Source organism: Tangfeifania diversioriginum (assembly GCF_900141875.1).
GTDB lineage: Bacteria > Bacteroidota > Bacteroidia > Bacteroidales > Prolixibacteraceae > Tangfeifania > Tangfeifania diversioriginum.
On record NZ_FQZE01000002.1, the window covers coordinates 58,022 to 74,077 of the forward strand.

General features: G+C 43.4%; 12 protein-coding genes and 1 pseudogene. 7 read left to right on the forward strand and 6 right to left on the reverse strand.

Annotation, left to right across the window (positions count from 1 at the left end; translation table 11 throughout):
- Positions 1 to 4: 4 nt before the first annotated feature.
- The 4 genes from betB to kdsB all read right to left on the reverse strand — a co-directional run bounded on the left by betB (position 5) and on the right by kdsB (position 5,382).
- Positions 5 to 1,477: a betaine-aldehyde dehydrogenase gene (betB, locus tag BUC07_RS01480; RefSeq protein WP_073164503.1), complete on the reverse strand. Its 1,473-nt coding sequence runs from the start codon at positions 1,475 to 1,477 to the stop codon at positions 5 to 7.
- A gap of 393 nt (positions 1,478 to 1,870) precedes the next feature.
- Positions 1,871 to 4,111 carry a phospholipase D-like domain-containing protein gene (locus BUC07_RS01485; RefSeq protein ID WP_073164506.1) on the reverse strand — a complete coding sequence of 747 codons (2,241 nt, stop codon included), beginning with the start codon at positions 4,109 to 4,111 and terminating at the stop codon, positions 1,871 to 1,873.
- A gap of 93 nt (positions 4,112 to 4,204) precedes the next feature.
- Positions 4,205 to 4,576, reverse strand: coding sequence for a T9SS type A sorting domain-containing protein (locus BUC07_RS01490; protein ID WP_073164509.1), 372 nt, complete (start codon positions 4,574 to 4,576; stop codon positions 4,205 to 4,207).
- A gap of 56 nt (positions 4,577 to 4,632) precedes the next feature.
- Complete coding sequence (gene kdsB, locus BUC07_RS01495) at positions 4,633 to 5,382, reverse strand: 3-deoxy-manno-octulosonate cytidylyltransferase (RefSeq protein WP_073164511.1); 750 nt, start codon at positions 5,380 to 5,382, stop codon at positions 4,633 to 4,635.
- A 306-nt stretch (positions 5,383 to 5,688) separates the two neighbouring features.
- Here kdsB and BUC07_RS01500 point away from each other — a divergent pair, with 306 nt between their 5' ends.
- Genes BUC07_RS01500 through secG form a run of 4 tightly spaced genes read left to right on the forward strand, consistent with a single transcriptional unit; the run spans position 5,689 to position 8,402 of the window.
- Entirely contained in the window at positions 5,689 to 6,933 is a 1,245-nt protein-coding gene (locus BUC07_RS01500; protein WP_245792604.1) for a sigma-54 interaction domain-containing protein, read from the forward strand.
- A gap of 3 nt (positions 6,934 to 6,936) precedes the next feature.
- On the forward strand, positions 6,937 to 7,452 hold the full coding sequence (locus BUC07_RS01505) for an LptE family protein (RefSeq protein ID WP_073164982.1): 516 nt from the start codon (positions 6,937 to 6,939) through the stop codon (positions 7,450 to 7,452).
- Position 7,453: 1 nt separating this feature from the next.
- Entirely contained in the window at positions 7,454 to 8,059 is a 606-nt protein-coding gene (locus BUC07_RS01510) for a tetratricopeptide repeat protein (RefSeq protein WP_073164517.1), read from the forward strand.
- A gap of 10 nt (positions 8,060 to 8,069) precedes the next feature.
- On the forward strand, positions 8,070 to 8,402 hold the full coding sequence (gene secG / locus BUC07_RS01515; protein ID WP_073164520.1) for a preprotein translocase subunit SecG: 333 nt from the start codon (positions 8,070 to 8,072) through the stop codon (positions 8,400 to 8,402).
- Positions 8,403 to 8,524: 122 nt separating this feature from the next.
- Here secG and porE read toward each other — a convergent pair whose 3' ends face one another.
- Positions 8,525 to 10,519, reverse strand: a complete 1,995-nt coding sequence (porE, locus tag BUC07_RS01520; protein WP_073164523.1) for a PorE family type IX secretion system protein — start codon at positions 10,517 to 10,519, stop codon at positions 8,525 to 8,527.
- A 160-nt stretch (positions 10,520 to 10,679) separates the two neighbouring features.
- Positions 10,680 to 12,869 (reverse strand): glutamine synthetase III family protein, encoded by a 2,190-nt coding sequence (locus BUC07_RS01525; protein WP_073164526.1) that lies wholly within the window; start codon positions 12,867 to 12,869, stop codon positions 10,680 to 10,682.
- Positions 12,870 to 13,176: 307 nt separating this feature from the next.
- On the opposite strand from BUC07_RS01525, the pseudogene BUC07_RS21560 reads away from it, so the two are divergent.
- The 3 genes and pseudogenes from BUC07_RS21560 to BUC07_RS01535 all read left to right on the forward strand — a co-directional run.
- Positions 13,177 to 13,242 (forward strand): annotated as a pseudogene (locus tag BUC07_RS21560) (twin-arginine translocation signal domain-containing protein); the annotation flags it as partial.
- Between the two features lie 45 nt (positions 13,243 to 13,287).
- Positions 13,288 to 14,700, forward strand: coding sequence for a TldD/PmbA family protein (locus BUC07_RS01530; RefSeq protein WP_245792606.1), 1,413 nt, complete (start codon positions 13,288 to 13,290; stop codon positions 14,698 to 14,700).
- 26 nt (positions 14,701 to 14,726) lie between these two features.
- A complete protein-coding gene (locus BUC07_RS01535) occupies positions 14,727 to 16,043 on the forward strand; it encodes a TldD/PmbA family protein (protein ID WP_073164532.1) in 1,317 nt (438 codons plus the stop codon).
- The last annotated feature ends 13 nt before the right edge of the window (positions 16,044 to 16,056 follow it).

Consider the following 16,056-nt stretch of genomic DNA (forward strand, 5'->3'; position numbering starts at 1 on the left):
AATATTATCTGTAAGGTGAATCAATTTTATTCATTTCAATATAAACCGTTTTAAGCTGTGTGTAAGCTCCGATGGTTTCCAGTCCGTTTTCTTTACCCATTCCTGATTGTTTGTAGGGGCCAAAAGGAACTTCCACCGGGTTCACATTGTAGTTGTTTACCCAAACCATCCCGGCTTCAAGCTGGTTTACCATCCGGTGGGCCCGTTGTAAATCGTTGGTGAAAACACCTGCAGCCAATCCGTAAATGGTGTTGTTGGCTTTTTCAATGGCTTCTTCTTCTGTTTTAAAAGGAAGAACAGTCATTACAGGCCCGAAGATTTCTTCTTTTACAATCCGGGCGTTTTCATTATCGGTTTCAAAAATGGTGGGTTCCACAAAGAAACCATCATTCAGTTCGGTATTTTTGTGTTGCTGGAAACGATTGCCTCCAAGGTGCAGTTTTGCTCCTTCTTGTCTTCCAATTTCAATGTACCCCATCACTTTTTCGTAATGCGCTTTGCTGATTAAGGCTCCCACTTGTGTTTCCATTTCTGATGGGTCGCCAATAATCATTTTCCGGGTTTTTGCCTTCAGTTTTTCAAGGAATTTATCCTTTATTGTTTCTGCAACATAAACACGGGTGCCGTTGGAGCAAATTTCACCCTGTGTGTAAAAATTGGCCATCATGGCGCCCTGAACGGCTTCGTCCAGATCGGCATCTTCACAAATAATCAATGGTGATTTTCCACCCAGTTCCAGCGTAACGTGCTTGAGTGTATCTGCAGAGGCAGCCATCACTTTTTTCCCGGTTTCCACTTCGCCGGTGAGCGAGATTTTCCGGATGTCTGGATGTGCGGTAAGCATTTTCCCTACTTCTGCATCGCCCTGGACCACATTAAATACACCGTCGGGGATGCCGGCTTCTTTATAAATTTCTGCCAGATAAACGGCTGTTAACGGCGTTAATTCGGCAGGTTTGAAAATCATGACATTCCCTGTTGCGAGCGCAGGAGCCGATTTCCAGCATGCAATCTGGATGGGGTAATTCCAGGCACCAATTCCGGCCACCACTCCAAGTGGCTCGCGGCGGGTGTACGAAAATGCTCCCCCCAGGTCGTAATGTTCTCCGTGAATGGATGGTGCAATGCCGGCATAATATTCAATGGCATCGGCACCTGTTACAACGTCCACTTCAATGGCTTCCGAAATGGGTTTGCCGGTATCGGTCACTTCAATTGCGGCAAGCTCATCGTTGCGTTCTCTTAAAAGGTCGGCTGCTTTTTTGAGGATTCTCCCCCGTTCGGTGCCCGACATTTTCGACCACACTTCAAAACCTTTTTTGGCAGATTCAATGGCATTTTCAACATCTCTTTCCGATGCCACCTGGATTTTGTTTATCTCCCTGTTGGTTGCAGGATTTATGTTTGAAAATGTTCTGCCTGAAGTGGCCTTTTGGCGTTTCCCGTTATAGAAAAGATGGTTTACATGTTTACTCATGGGACGATACTTTTTATTTGTGAGAATTGACCGCAAATATATGAAAAAGGAATGTTTATAAAAATTATTGTTGGAAGTTGTGGTGTTTTAAATGAAATTTTAATATTAAATTTTTAAGTTTTCAATAATTAAATTTTAATTCTAATTTGTTTTTAAAATATTGAATTAAAGCTTTTTATTTGTGTGTTTTATGTTGGGTTTTAAGTTAAAATTAATTGAATGTTTATTCTATATATGTTTTAGAATAGTTTTAAATTTAGATTAAATAGTCATTCAATTTTTAATAATTGAGATAAATTTTTACGCATTGAAAAATTGTACAGTAATTATAACCGGCAAACTGTTAAGTTTCGGAAGGGGGAGAGAAGTATGCAAAATAGTCCGATGCCTGTATTATCTTATAACCGTAATTTTATGAGCGGATTCTTTCCCGGAATTTGTGCTGACTTTTATAAAGTAAAGGCCTGGTTCCAGGTGACTAATGCTGACATCAAAGGAATTGGAGTTGTCGCTTTCAGTTTCCAGGATTTTGATTCCGGAAAGGTTAAAAATTTTAATTCGTGAAATTTCATCGGGAGCCACTACTTTTATTTTATTCCTGGCCGGATTAGGATAGAAGTATGTTTCCTGTTGGTTTTTAACAAGGGGGGTATTTGTTGCAAGCATGCCGTTGTTGGCTGTAAATCGTGCAGCGAAATTCTGGTAATACTGATTGGCAATATCTTCGTTATGGATTATCAGTGTGTTTTCGTCGTTAATCTCGTTGGCCGAATTGCTCCAGTTGTGGCTGCCGGTAACTACCAGTGGATCAAATGTGGGTTTGTTGTTATCAACTACTGCATATTTATGGTGTAAAATTCCGTATGTCACATTATCGAACACGTATGAATTATTCCCCAGGGCATCGCTTAAAATGGAGTTTACTGTTCCGGTATTGGCATCGCCTTCGGTTAGTACATTCGCTGCCACACCTCTTGCTTTGGCTTCGCTTATGGCCAGTGCCAGGTCGGTGCGGGTAATGAGCATGGTGCCTACATTCAGGTTGTTATCTGCCGAGTGGATGACATTTACCAGTTGCTGGTTGGTGCCGTCCGACGGGCTGAAATAGCTTTCAACCCGGTTGCCGCCAATGATAAACTCGTGGGGCGTATTGTCGGTTTTGTCGGCACCGAACCTGGAATAATTCTCGTTGGGTTGCGCAGTATTACTACCCCACATCTCTTCAAATTCAATTTTATAGGCCCTGGCCAATGTCTGGTCTTGTATGAAGATCATGTTGTTGGCATCCGAAACTACCTGGTTATAAGAAATGTTGGTGGAGCCTGTCCACACAATGGGCTTGTCCGGATTGGATGATTCTGCATCGATGGCTGCAAATTTATTGTGCATAATACCATCGCGTTCATTTTCATTGGGGGCAACAAGCACTGGAATGTCCTGGTCGAGGTAGTACAACCCCTGGTTTTGTTTGGTCCCACAGGAAATTACCCTTACCCGGAGTCCTCTGTCTTTAGCTCTGTTAAGTGCATTGGGAACACTTGCCGAGGAAATATTGCTGAAACTGTAAATGGCGAAATCGATGGATTCTTCAGCACGGTCGATGTAGGCAACGAGGGTATCGTCGAGCGCCCCGCCAATGTTTTGCGCCGGGGTGTAAACAGAATATGTGGTGTCCACATCGCTGTTGAAATAGATTTTCATATCTCCTGTTGAATTCGATTCGGTGGCATAAGTCGCCAGTGGTGCAAATGCTGTATCGGAAGAGGCGTATGAGTAGGGTTGGGCATAAATCACGGAGCCGGCTTCCCGTCCAGTGATATTAACCTCCTGAATAAATTCTCCGTTTGAAGCTGTTGTTGTGCCCGTGGTAATGTCATTCCAGTCGCTTGAGTTAGGCGTGGTGCCGTACATTACTTCGGCGGTAGCTTCCGCATCAGTGCGCCATGTCAGGGTAAATCCACTTTTCGAAATATTTTCAACAGTAACCGGCGAAATAATATTGACGGCACTTGTGAGTACAAAATCGTTTATGTCTCGCGGGAGCAGCTGATAGCCAGTGGTTATATCGTTTTGGTTGTAGGAAAACTGAGAACAAAGTCCAATCAAATTCAGTGTTCCGGTGGGAATTTGTTCATCGATAATAGCTTCAGCATTCCGGTTAATTCTTATTTCGAAAGTGTTTTCACCATCGGTCAGGTTGTAGTTGGCGTCGCCCTCGAATGAGCCGGTGGGGGTGGCAAATTCCACATCGTTGATTTGCACGAGTTGCCCTTCGTATTCTTCCCCAATTTGTTCAATGGAAATTATTTTTGGAGCAGGTAACTGGTTTCCCGAAGAGTGGACAGTAACCGAGCTGACGGGATCAATTTCCAGCAGGTTGCGGTAATCCTTTACTGTGCCGCTAATGGTAACGGAGTCGCCCCGTTGCAGACTTGAAACGGTGTTGCCATAAGCTGCAATTCCTGCTGTTTCATCTTGTAAATATCGAATTCTTCCCAACTCGCCGCCGTTTGTAACAATTCCGCTAACAGTTACATTTTCGCCAACCGAATTGCGCGCATCGCTGATGTTTTGTTGCGGGCGGGCATTAAATGCTATGAGGAGGGCAATTCCTGAAAGTAAATACTTTACCATTATAAGTCATTTTAAATGAGGGGCGAAAATTATAAAAAATGAGGGGTTTTATTGGTGGGGGGAATGAAAACTTTGTTTTTTTTCGAAATGAATTTAACGGGACGAAACCACAAGCTTTTTTACAACTGTTTTGTTATCAGTTGTTTTTACCCGCATGAAATAAATTCCGTTGGGTACATTTTCAAGTTTCAGCTGGTACCTGTTGGTTCCAAATTCCATTCTTTTCTGCAAAACTTTTTCCCCGGCAATGTTTATCAACCGCACTTCGTCAATTTCCTGATCGTTCATCTCAAGCGTAACCTGTCCGGTTTTGCAGGGATTGGGGTAAATTTTAAGCTGATAGGTATCTTTGGGTTGTTCCTGCTGTGTAAGCAGGTTGTTTTCAAATGGCATGTTTGCCCGAAGTGTGTGGCTCCCTGCAATGTGAAAAGTAAATATGATGAAGAAAAGTATAATTTTTTTCATGGCAATTTCATTTTTAATTCCTTGTTTTTAAATGCAAATAGTATGCCTTTCTTTCATTAGACGAATTTCTCTTTTAAAAGTTGCACTGCATTTTCCAAATCTTCAGGTGTATCAATCCCAATGCTTTGGTGTTCGGTAACGGCGGTTTTTATTTTCAGTCCGTTTTCGAGCCATCTGAGTTGTTCCAGCGCTTCCATGCGCTCGAGTTTTCCGGGCGAAAGACGGGTGATTTCCTGCAAAACATTTTTACGATAGGCATACATGCCAACATGCGCCCAGAATGTGCCGGCGATTAACCAGTCGTTTTCTTTTTCTCCCCGCACAAAAGGGATGGGCGAGCGGCTGAAGTACATCGCGTTTTCTTCTTTGTCGATGACCACTTTGGGGCGGTTGGGATTGAAAAGTTCGTCAGTTGTTTCAATTTTTTTGATGAGCGTGGCAATTTCTGTGTCGTTGTTAAAACATGAGGCGAGTTGCTCAATTTGCTTTGCAGTTACAAAAGGTTCATCGCCCTGGATGTTTATAACCACATCAAAGTCAATTTTTTCTGACAGAATGCGGGCAGCTTCAGCGCAACGGTCGGTTCCGCTGCGGTGGTTTTTTGATGTTTTAATTGCTTTGCCCCCAAAATCCTGAACCGCTTTGAAAATCCGGTCGTCATCGGTTGCGGCCCACACCTCGTCGAGCGCTTTGGCAGCGTTTTCGTAAACCCACTGAATTACGGGTTTATTATTTAGAATGGCCAGCGGTTTTCCGGGGAAACGAGTTGATTGGAAACGGGCTGGTATGATGGTTATGAATTTCATTTGTTTTCAACTTTTTCTTTTTTGCAAGCATAAAGATAGTTATAAAATGAGTTTGAATTCTGAATAGCTATTCAAAAAGATGGTATTGGTTAAGTTTAGGTAACCTGAATTTTAAACCTGAACCGCAAAAAAAGGTTAATTAAATTTGAATGCCCGTCATTAACAGCGAAAAATTGTAAATTTGTAGCTGCAAAAGTTTTAAATAAAATTTTAGTTCACGTGAATCATTTTAAAAACAAACTCCCTCAGGAAAATTTTCCGGGACATCAGGCAAAAAAGTGAACATAAATTGATAAAATTGAGTAAATGGACAATACGAATATGGGTATTCAGGGAATAAAACAGCGGTTTGAAATTATTGGGAATTCACCCGATTTAAACCGTGCAATTGAAGTTGCCGTGCAGGTAGCTCCAACCGACCTTTCGGTGTTGATTAGCGGCGAAAGCGGTACGGGTAAGGAAATGTTCCCGCAGATTATTCATCAGTTTTCGAGCCGTAAGCACGGAAAATACATCGCCGTAAACTGTGGTGCTATTCCCGAAGGAACTATCGATTCTGAACTCTTCGGCCACGAGAAAGGGGCGTTTACCGGAGCTTTGTCTGACCGGAAAGGTTACTTTCAGGAGGCTGACGGTGGAACCATTTTTCTCGATGAAATAGGCGAACTCCCCCTTTCAACACAGGTGAGGCTGCTTCGTGTACTCGAAACCGGCGAGTTCATAAAAGTGGGGTCTTCAAAAATGATAAAATCGGATGTGCGGGTAATTGCCGCCACCAATGTAGATATTCCCAAAGCCATTGAGGAAGGAAAATTCAGGGAAGATTTGTATTACCGTTTAAATACTGTACCTATAAATATTTTGCCCCTGCGTCAGCGCCCCGACGATATTTACCTTTTGTTCCGGAAATTTGCTCGCGATTTTGCTGAGAAATACCGCATGCCCCCGGTCCGGCTCGATGAAGAAGCCCGTATTGCGCTCATTAATTACCGCTGGCCAGGTAACGTCAGGCAGTTGAAAAATATTACCGAACAAATTTCGATTATTGAGGAAAATCGCGATGTTACAGCGGATGTACTTCGCAAATACCTGCCCGATTCGTCATCGAGCAGGCTGCCTGCTCTTTTTTCGAAAAAAGAAGAAGCTTCGTATGCCAGCGAAAGGGAAATATTGTACAAAGTGCTTTTTGATATGAAGCGCGACATGAACGATTTAAAAAAGCTGGTACTCGACCTGATGGAAAACAAGGAATCGCCAATTTCGGGAGATCAGGCACGCATAATTCAGAATTTATACGACGACGGAGAGGATAACCTGCCCCAAAGAGAGCACGCTTCAAAACCGTTGCAGATAAACCATCTCGATAAAAATAATATTCAGGACACCGAAGAAATTGTGGAAGAATCGCTGTCACTTGAAGAAAAAGAGATTGAACTGATTAAAAAGGCACTGGAGAAACACAATGGCAAAAGGAAATATGCCGCCCGCGAGCTGGGAATTTCCGAACGCACACTTTACCGGAAAATTAAAGAATACGACATTAACAATTAATTGATGCTAAAAAGATTTTTAATACTCACAGGAATAATTTTGCTTGCAGGCGGAATTATGCATTCGTGTAAAGTTTCCTACTCTTTTACCGGGGCCAATATTTCGCCCGATGTAAAAACTTTTTCGGTTTACTATTTCCCCAACCGTTCGCGTTTGGTTAATCCAAACCTGAGTCAGAATTTCACCGAGGCACTGCGTGAAAAACTGCAGCGGCAAACTTCTCTCAACGAACTGGAAGAAAACGGCGACCTGATTTTTGAAGGGCAGATTACCGGCTACGAAGTGCGCCCAATGGCTATTCAAAAAGAAGACCAGGCTGCCCTTAACCGGCTTACAATAACGGTTAGTTTGAAATACACAAACAACAAAGATCCGGAACAAAACCTGGAACAAACCTTTTCGGCCTACGAAGATTTCGACAGCAACAGCTCGTTAAGCGCTGTTGAAGACGGACTGGTTCCTGAAATAATAAAAAAATTGAACGAAGATATTTTTAACGCCACAATTGCCAACTGGTAAAATGCAATACGAAGAATTTTATAAACTGGTGGAAAACCCCGGATTGCTCAGCGAGGAAACATTGCCTGAACTGGAGAAATTTACCGAAAAGTACCCGTATTTTCAGGTGGCCTGGATGCTCTATTTGAAAAACTTAAAACTTACAGGGCATTCCGGTTTTGGAGCCGCCCTGAAAAAGGCGGCTGTTGCTGTTCCCGATCGTAAAAAACTGCACCGGTTTTTATATTCTGATGATAGGAATCAGATTTCCGCTTACTATTTTGAACAGGCAGGGCTAACGAACAAAAATCAACCGGAAGGGGAAGCTATTGATAGTGAAAAAGGCGGTTCGTTAATTGATAAATTTCTTTCATCAGAACCAGCCCCTATCAGGATGGATAGTGAAAACACAAATGAAACGCCGGAAGAGGATGAGAATGAAATAATGGAAAAGTCAGTTTCCGAATCTGACGAACTGATTACCGAGACCCTGGCAATGATATACTTCGAACAAAAAAAATACGATAAAGCATTGGATGCATTTAGAAAATTAAGCTTGAAATATCCGGAAAAAAGTGTTTACTTTGCAACCCGAATTGAAGAAATAGAAAAATTAAAAAACATTTAATCGAAACGAAATGTACACATTAATAACCGTTTTAATATTCATCGTCTGTATCTTATTAATTCTTATTGTATTGGTACAGAACTCAAAAGGTGGCGGTTTGGCCAGCAACTTCCAGTCGTCGAACCAGGTAATGGGTGTTCGCAAAACCACCGATTTTCTTGAAAAAGCAACATGGGTGCTGGCTGTTTCATTAGTAGTTTTGGCTGTTTTAGGGTCGGCTTTTATTCCACGCGAACAGGTAACCGAACAACAATCGAGGGTACAGGATCAGATTCAAAATGCTGTTGATCCAACGCAAGTACCTAATTTCCCGACAACTGCACCTGAAGACACCAGCAAATAAAATATTCCTGCCCTTGCTGCCGCAAGGAAACAACGGCGGCGAGGAGTAAAAAATAGTATTCATTTTTATTTTGGAAAAGCCATTTGAGCGATAACACGTTCAAGTGGCTTTTTTTTAATAATTTATTCTTCCGGCTCGGCATCGAACCTTTCGATAAAATCGGTTGAGAGTACCTGGAATTCGGTGCGCCGGTTAATGGCACGGGCAATTTCCTGCTGCTCCTCGCTGAGTTCCATTATAAATTCCTCGGTCAGTTCATCGTTTCGGTTTAAGAAATCGTGCTGACTGGCCAGCCGGCGGGTTACCGTTTTAGGCCAGGTTTCACCATAGCCTTTGGCCACCAGGCGCTGCGGGTTAATTCCTTTTTCAATTAAATAATCCACCACGCTTTGTGCCCTTTTCTGCGAAAGATCGAAATTAAATTCATCGCTGCCCACATGGTCGGTGTGCGACATAATTTCAATGGTAATGGTTGGATTGAGTACCAACACCCTTATTAAAGTATCAAGTTCGGCTTCTGATTCCGGCAGTAATTCCCAGCTGCCAAATTCATAATTGATGTTTTCAATTTTTATGGGGTCGTCGGTTGATGTCAGAAACAGTTCAAACCTGAAGTCTTTGCTGTCTTCCAGTCCAATAGTGTTTGCAGTTGCCTTGTCGCGCAAATAACCTTCCTTAAAAGCCGCGAAAACATATTCGGTTTCGGGTTGAAGTTTCATCTGGAATTTTCCATCCTGGGTGCGCATGCGCATATTTGTGCCGTCGGTGCCGATAATCCGCACGGTGGCACCGTCAATCTTCTCCCTCGTTTCTTTGTCGTAAACTTCACCTTCAACCCGGTAAATTTTGGGCGGTACCATAAATTCATATAAATCATCGCCACGCGATCCTTTTCGGTTCGATGTGAACATGCCTTTGTTCTCGCCTTCAACAAATGCGATCCCGAGGTCATCAGACGGGGAATTTACCGGGTAGCCCATATTTTCAATGGTCCAGTTTCCGTCTTCATCTTCGCGGGCCACAAAAATATCGAGCCCGCCCATTCCAATATGGTAGTTCGACGAAAAGTACAGCTCCCCGTTGTCTCTTACAAAAGGGAACATCTCGTCGCCGGGGGTGTTGATTGTTTCCCCAAGGTTTTCGGGATTGACAAAAGTTCCGCCATCTTTTTCAGCTTTCCAAATATCTTTTCCGCCTTCGCCTCCCGGCATATCCGAAACAAAATAAAGCACCGAGCCATCGGGGCTCAGGGCAGGATGGGCTGCGATAATACTGTCGCCCACAAGCTGGATTTTTATGGGGTCGGACCAGGTGCCGCGCGATTGTGATGCGGAATAAAGCTCTGTTCCCAGCGACTGGTTTTTATCGTAGCGGGAACGGGTAAAAATCATCTGCTCACCGGTTGAAGATAAAGTGGCTGCTCCCTCCTCGTCGCCCGTGTTTACTACCAGGTTTTCATCAAGCAGTTGTGGTGTTTCCCATTTTTGCCGCTGGATGCTAAAAGTCGATTTGAACAGATCGGCATAATCCTGGCCGGTAATCATGCTTTCTTTTTTGCCGGTAGCAGCTTTTCGGGTCGATGTAAAAATCACCTCATTGTCGCGTCCGCCAACAAATACAGGGGAGAAATCGCTTTCACGCGAATTGATTTCTTTTATGGGATTGATGATGTGGCGGGTTGGATTGGCCACCCACTCCTGGGTTTTCCGAATGGCTTCAAGTCCGGCTTGTGCTCTTTCGTCGCCGGGAATGGTATCGAGATACATGCGGTAGTTTTCAATAGCCTGTTCGTAGTCTTGTGATGCCCTCAGCATTTCGGCATGGTAAAAAAGGGCTATGGGATTGGAGTATCCGCGGCGGATGGCATTTCGGTAATACAGTGCAGCCATTTCGTAATCGCCAATGTAGCGGTAGCATTCGGCAATGGAAAAGGCATATTCCCGCCTTTTGTCGCGGTCCTTCTCTTTCCGGCTTGCTTTTCTGTATTTTTCAATGGCATTGTAATACTCTCCGATTTCGTGCGAGAGCAGGGCGTCCCGGCCTAATTTGCCTGCACTGCATGAGGCTAAGGTAATTAATACGATGAAATATAAAACGAACCTGAAAACTCTATTCATACCCAACACTACTTTCCAAAAAGGTAAAAGTAAATTAATTTTTTTAACAGCTACAAAAATAACGGCTGTTTGGTTGATTAATTATAAAGTGTAGATTTTTTCCCAAAAAAAAAGAGGCTCTATTCTGAGCCTCTTTTTAATGCTGCTAAACCAAAAAAAATTATCTGACGAATAAAAGCTCTCTGTACTTGGGCAGTGGCCAAAGTTCATTGTCAACAATCAGTTCCAGCTTGTCGATGTGGTAACGGATGTCATCGAGAAAAGGCTTGACTTTTTTGTCATATGCTTCTGCCTTTTTAACGGTATCTTCAATAACATTTGCTTTTTTGCGTGCCTCAATCATGTCGTGCCGTTTTGATTTTATGGCTGAAATATGACCGCCCACTTCTTTTATCAAATCTTTGCGAGCACCTGCGAGCTGCTCAAATTCTTCTTCTGAAAACAGCTCTTTTTGGCGTAGCACGTTTTCAAGCAGCATGGTTTGGTACTGAACTGCTGTTGGTACAATGTGATTAATAGCAAGGTCTCCAAGCACGCGTGCCTCAATTTGGACTTTCATGATGAATTTTTCGTACTCCACTTCGACGCGGCCATGCAGTTCGGGTTCGTTAAAAATGCCAAGGCCTTCAAACAACCTTTTGTTTTCGGGACGAAGGTAGGCCGAAAGCGACTCCGGCACATTGCGTATATTGGTGAGTCCGCGTTTTTTCGCTTCTTTTACCCACTCTTCACTGTAGCCATCACCGTTAAACCGGATAGGTTTTGAATTGATAATCAGTTCCTTCAGTACCTGGAAAATGGCTTCGTCTTTTTTCACATCTTTTGCAATAATGGCATCCACTTTTTCTTTGAACTTATTCAGCTGGTGTGCCACTACTGAGTTGAGCACAATTAGTGCCGAAGCGTTGTTGGCCGAGGAGCCAACTGCACGGAATTCGAAGCGGTTCCCGGTGAATGCAAAAGGAGAAGTGCGGTTGCGATCGGTATTGTCGAGGATAATTTCCGGGATGCGACCGATGTTCAGTTTGAGTGCCGTTTTTTCTTCCGGTGTCATTTTACGGTCAACTACCGATTCTTCCATTAAATCGAGCATTTTTGAAACCTCGCTACCCAAAAATACCGAAAGGATAGCAGGAGGTGCTTCATTTGCTCCCAGCCGGTGTTGGTTGGAAGCCGTTAAAATACTTGCCCGCAAAAGATCCTGGTTGTCGTAAACTGCTTTCAGGGTATTGACCACAAAGGTCAGGAACAACAGGTTGGATTTTGGGTTCTTTCCCGGTGAGTACAAATTTACACCGGTATTGGTTGAAAGCGACCAGTTGTTGTGTTTGCCTGAACCATTTATTCCGGCAAAAGGTTTTTCGTGATAAAGAATGCGGAATTTATGGCGGCGGGCAATTTTTTGCATGATATCCATAATCAACTGGTTGTGATCGTTGGCCAGGTTGGCTTCCTCAAAAATGGGTGCCAGCTCAAACTGATTGGGAGCTACCTCGTTATGGCGTGTTTTTACAGGAATTCCCAGTTTGTAGGCTTCATTTTCCACATCCTGCATAAAACGGTTCGCCCGGGTTGGGATAGATGAAAAATAGTGGTCGTCCAGCTGCTGATCTTTCGACGACGCGTGCCCGGTTAATGTGCGGCCGGTAAGTACCAGATCGGGGCGGGCTTTAAAAAGCGCTTCATCAATTAAAAAGTATTCCTGCTCCCAGCCTAAGTTGGCTTTTACAGAAGTTACATTTTTATCGAAATACTGGCAAACGGCTGTTGCAGCTTTATCAACCTGGTGAAGGGCGCGCAACAGCGGTGTTTTGTAGTCGAGGGCATCGCCGGTGTAGGATATAAATATGGTGGGAATAGTAAGCGTGGTTTCGCTGATAAATGCCGGAGATGAAGGGTCCCAGGCTGTGTAGCCCCGGGCTTCAAACGTTTGGCGGATCCCTCCGCTGGGGAACGACGACGCATCAGGTTCTTGCTGGGCCAGTAATTTTCCTGAAAAAGCTTCAATAACCCTTCCTTCGTCACCGTGAACTATAAACGCATCGTGTTTTTCGGCAGTGGTGTCGGTAAGTGGCTGAAACCAGTGTGTGTAATGTGTTGCGCCATTTTCGAGCGCCCACGATTTCATGCCCTGTGCAACCTGGTCGGCCATTTTTCGGTCGATGGTTGTGCCTTTCTCAATTGCTTCCATTACGGCATTGAAAGCTGCCTTCGAGAGGTATTTTTTCATTTTTGGTTTGTCGAATGCCAACTTGCCGTAAAAGTCAGATACAAGGTTTTTCTCCCGGGTAAACTCTTCGGGTTTTCTGTTTAGTACCTCTTCAAGTGCTTTTAATCTGAAATGTGCCATAACTGATGTTTTTTAATTTTTTATTTCACTTCAAAAATATGTTTTTTTTATGATGTGAGGTTAAAAAATAAGGGCAAATGTCATATTTTGTTTATTATTTTTTAACAAACCCCCTTTTTTTATATTGATTCATTGAAAAAAATAAAATTTTATTGAAAAACACCCTTAGTGAAGAAGGGGTGAAAATTTGATTCGTGAATTTGTAATGGATAACTAATGAATTTGAACTAATAGTTATTAATTCACCATTATATTATAGTTGGCATTATTTTATTTAATTTCGAAATTTTTTAATTGTAGAAGCGACATGAAAACAAACCGGCGTAATTTTATTAAAACAAGCGGGGCGGCTGTGGCTGGGGGGATGCTTCTTCCTCCTTTTTTGCAATCGTTCCAAAACGTAAAAATATCAGCAAACGTGAAGTATTATTTAGATCAGTTTGAAGTTTCAGCAGAAATGCTGCAACGAGTGATTTCCGAGGCATTGAGCAAAGGGGGCGATTATGCCGATCTTTTTTTCGAACAGAAAACCACCAACAGCCTGGGGCTGGAAGACGGCAAAGTCAACAGGGCTTATTCCAATATCGATTTTGGTGTGGGAATCCGTGTGTTGAATGGCGACCAAACGGGGTTTGCCTATTCTGAAACGGTTACCCTTGATGCCATGTTAAATGCTGCACGAATGGCAGCAAACATTGCCGAGAGTAAAAAAGAATACCAAAACAGCGATATTCTTGAAAAAGTCCCTTCAAATTATTACAAAATTTCCAGAAAGTGGGAAGATGTATCGGTGAAAGATAAAGTGCCTTTTGTGCAGAAAATTAACGACAAAGTATTCAGTCTCGACGAAAAGGTAATTAAAGTAAATGCCTTTTTAAACGACGAATCATCGTATGTTATGTTCTACAATTCCGAAGGCCGCCTAACCTACGATTACCGTCCGATGATAAGTTTTGGTGCTGTTTGCATTATGGAAAAAGACGGGCAGGTTGAAAATGCCTACTCGGCACGTTCATTCCGCAAAGGATTTGAGTGGCTTACCGACGATTTGGTTGATGAACTGGCACGCGAAGCTGTTGACCGCACCAACATTCTTTTTGAAGCTACCAAACCAAAAGCCGGTGAAATGCCGGTTGTGATGGGCGCCGGAGGTTCAGGTATTTTGTTGCACGAAGCTATTGGGCATACGTTTGAAGCCGACTTTAACCGCAAGGGAACTTCCATTTTCAGCGACAAAATGGGTGAAAAAGTGGCTGCCGATTTTGTAAATATTATCGACGACGGAACGCTTGAAAACAACAGGGGCTCCATAAATGTGGATGATGAAGGCAACGACGTGGAGAAAACCTACCTGGTGAAAGACGGTGTGCTGAATAGTTACATTCACGACCGCATCAGTTCGCAATATTACGGGGTTAACCCCACCGGGAACGGCCGCCGCGAGTCGTTCAGGAATATTCCGTTGCCACGTATGCGCGCCACCTACATGGAACCAGGCCCTCACACAAAAGACGATATTATTTCGAATGTGGATTACGGGGTTTATGTGGATAATTTCAGCAACGGCCAGGTGAAAATCGGGGCTGGCGACTTTACGTTCTTCGTAAAATCCGGTTACCTGATTGAAAAAGGGGAACTAACCCAACCGATTAAAGACATCAATATTATTGGCAACGGGCCCGAAGCACTTGCCGATATTACCATGTGTGCCAACGATTATTTAATTGACAACGGAACCTGGACCTGTGGCAAAGATGGGCAGTCGGTACCGGTTACCTGCGGTTTGCCAACCGTACTGGTGAAGAAATTAACTGTTGGAGGTTCGGTATAAAAGTTCAACCCTAAAAAAATTGAAAAATGACAAAACAGGAAAAATATAATCTGGCAAAGTGGGCAATGAACCATGCCCTCGAAAATGGCGCCCAACAAGTTAGCGTGAGTATTTCGAACAACCGGAGCAGCAGCGTGGATGTGCGAAACGAAAAAATTGACAACCTGGAGCAGGCTATTCAGAGCAACCTCACCATCCGGCTTTTTGTGGATAAAAAATATTCGGTGCATTCCACTAACCGCATGAAAAAAGAGGATTTGGCACGTTTCATAAAGGAAGCTATTAAAGGCACCCGTTTCCTTTCGGAAGATGAATTCAGGACACTTCCCGATCCGGAACTCTACTACAAGGGGAATGGGGTGGACCTAAAAACACTGGATGCGGGATTCGACAGGCACGATCCGCAGCAAAAAATTGATTTGGCTTTTCAAACTGAAAAAGAGGTTTTCGGGAAAGATGATCGGATTATCTCGGTTTCGGCAAGTTATTACGACGGCCTGAGCGAGCGGCTCATGGTAACCAGCAACGGTTTTGAAGGCGACACATCAAATTCTTACTACGGGCTGAATGCACAGGTTTCGGTAAAAGGCGGCGATGCAAGGCCGGAATCGTACTGGAGCGAAAGTGCTATTTTTTACGATAAACTGGAGAAAAAAGGAATTGGTAAAAAAGCATTGGAGCGTGCACTGAAAAAAATCGGGCAGGACAAAATTGCATCGGGGGAAATGCCTGTGATTGTTGAGAACCGGCAGGTTAGCCGGCTTTTTAGCCCGGTGATCAGTGCGCTGAACGGTTCTGCCATTCAGCAAAAAAATTCGTTTTTGGTCGATAAAAAAGGAGAAAAGGTTTTTTCCGAAAAGTTGACCATTACTGACGATCCGTTTATTGTTTCGGGGCGGGGATCGAGGTTGTTCGACAGTGAAGGCCTGGCTACAAAAAAGCGTACAGTCTTTGGAAACGGCGTTCTGCAAAATTATTATATCGATACCTACTACGGCAAAAAACTGAATATGGAGCCCACCAGTGGCAGCACAACCAACCTGGTTTTCGAAACCGGTGATAAAAACCTGGAGGAGCTTATTGCTACGGTAAACAGAGGTATTTTGGTAACCGGCTTTAATGGAGGAAACTGTAACGGTACAACCGGTGATTTTTCATACGGAATTGATGGGTTCTTGATTGAAAATGGAGAATTGGTGCAACCGGTTTCTGAAATGAATATTACCGGGAACATGAAAGAGCTATGGGCCAATATTGGAGAATTTGGCAACGATGTAAATGAAAGTTCATCCTGGCTTACACCTTCTGTTCTTTTTGAAGGCGTTGATTTCAGCGGGATGTAGAAAATAGTTTGAT

Excerpts from the sequence above, each read along its gene's own strand:
- betB (WP_073164503.1), bottom strand. The coding sequence starts at position 1,477 with ATGAGTAAACATGTAAACCATCTTTTCTATAACGGGAAACGCCAAAAG.
- BUC07_RS01485 (WP_073164506.1), bottom strand. The coding sequence starts at position 4,111 with ATGGTAAAGTATTTACTTTCAGGAATTGCCCTCCTCATAGCATTTAAT.
- BUC07_RS01490 (WP_073164509.1), bottom strand. The coding sequence starts at position 4,576 with ATGAAAAAAATTATACTTTTCTTCATCATATTTACTTTTCACATTGCA.
- kdsB (WP_073164511.1), bottom strand. The coding sequence starts at position 5,382 with ATGAAATTCATAACCATCATACCAGCCCGTTTCCAATCAACTCGTTTC.
- BUC07_RS01500 (WP_245792604.1), top strand. The coding sequence starts at position 5,689 with ATGGACAATACGAATATGGGTATTCAGGGAATAAAACAGCGGTTTGAA.
- BUC07_RS01505 (WP_073164982.1), top strand. The coding sequence starts at position 6,937 with ATGCTAAAAAGATTTTTAATACTCACAGGAATAATTTTGCTTGCAGGC.
- BUC07_RS01510 (WP_073164517.1), top strand. The coding sequence starts at position 7,454 with ATGCAATACGAAGAATTTTATAAACTGGTGGAAAACCCCGGATTGCTC.
- secG (WP_073164520.1), top strand. The coding sequence starts at position 8,070 with ATGTACACATTAATAACCGTTTTAATATTCATCGTCTGTATCTTATTA.
- porE (WP_073164523.1), bottom strand. The coding sequence starts at position 10,519 with ATGAATAGAGTTTTCAGGTTCGTTTTATATTTCATCGTATTAATTACC.
- BUC07_RS01525 (WP_073164526.1), bottom strand. The coding sequence starts at position 12,869 with ATGGCACATTTCAGATTAAAAGCACTTGAAGAGGTACTAAACAGAAAA.
- BUC07_RS01535 (WP_073164532.1), top strand. The coding sequence starts at position 14,727 with ATGACAAAACAGGAAAAATATAATCTGGCAAAGTGGGCAATGAACCAT.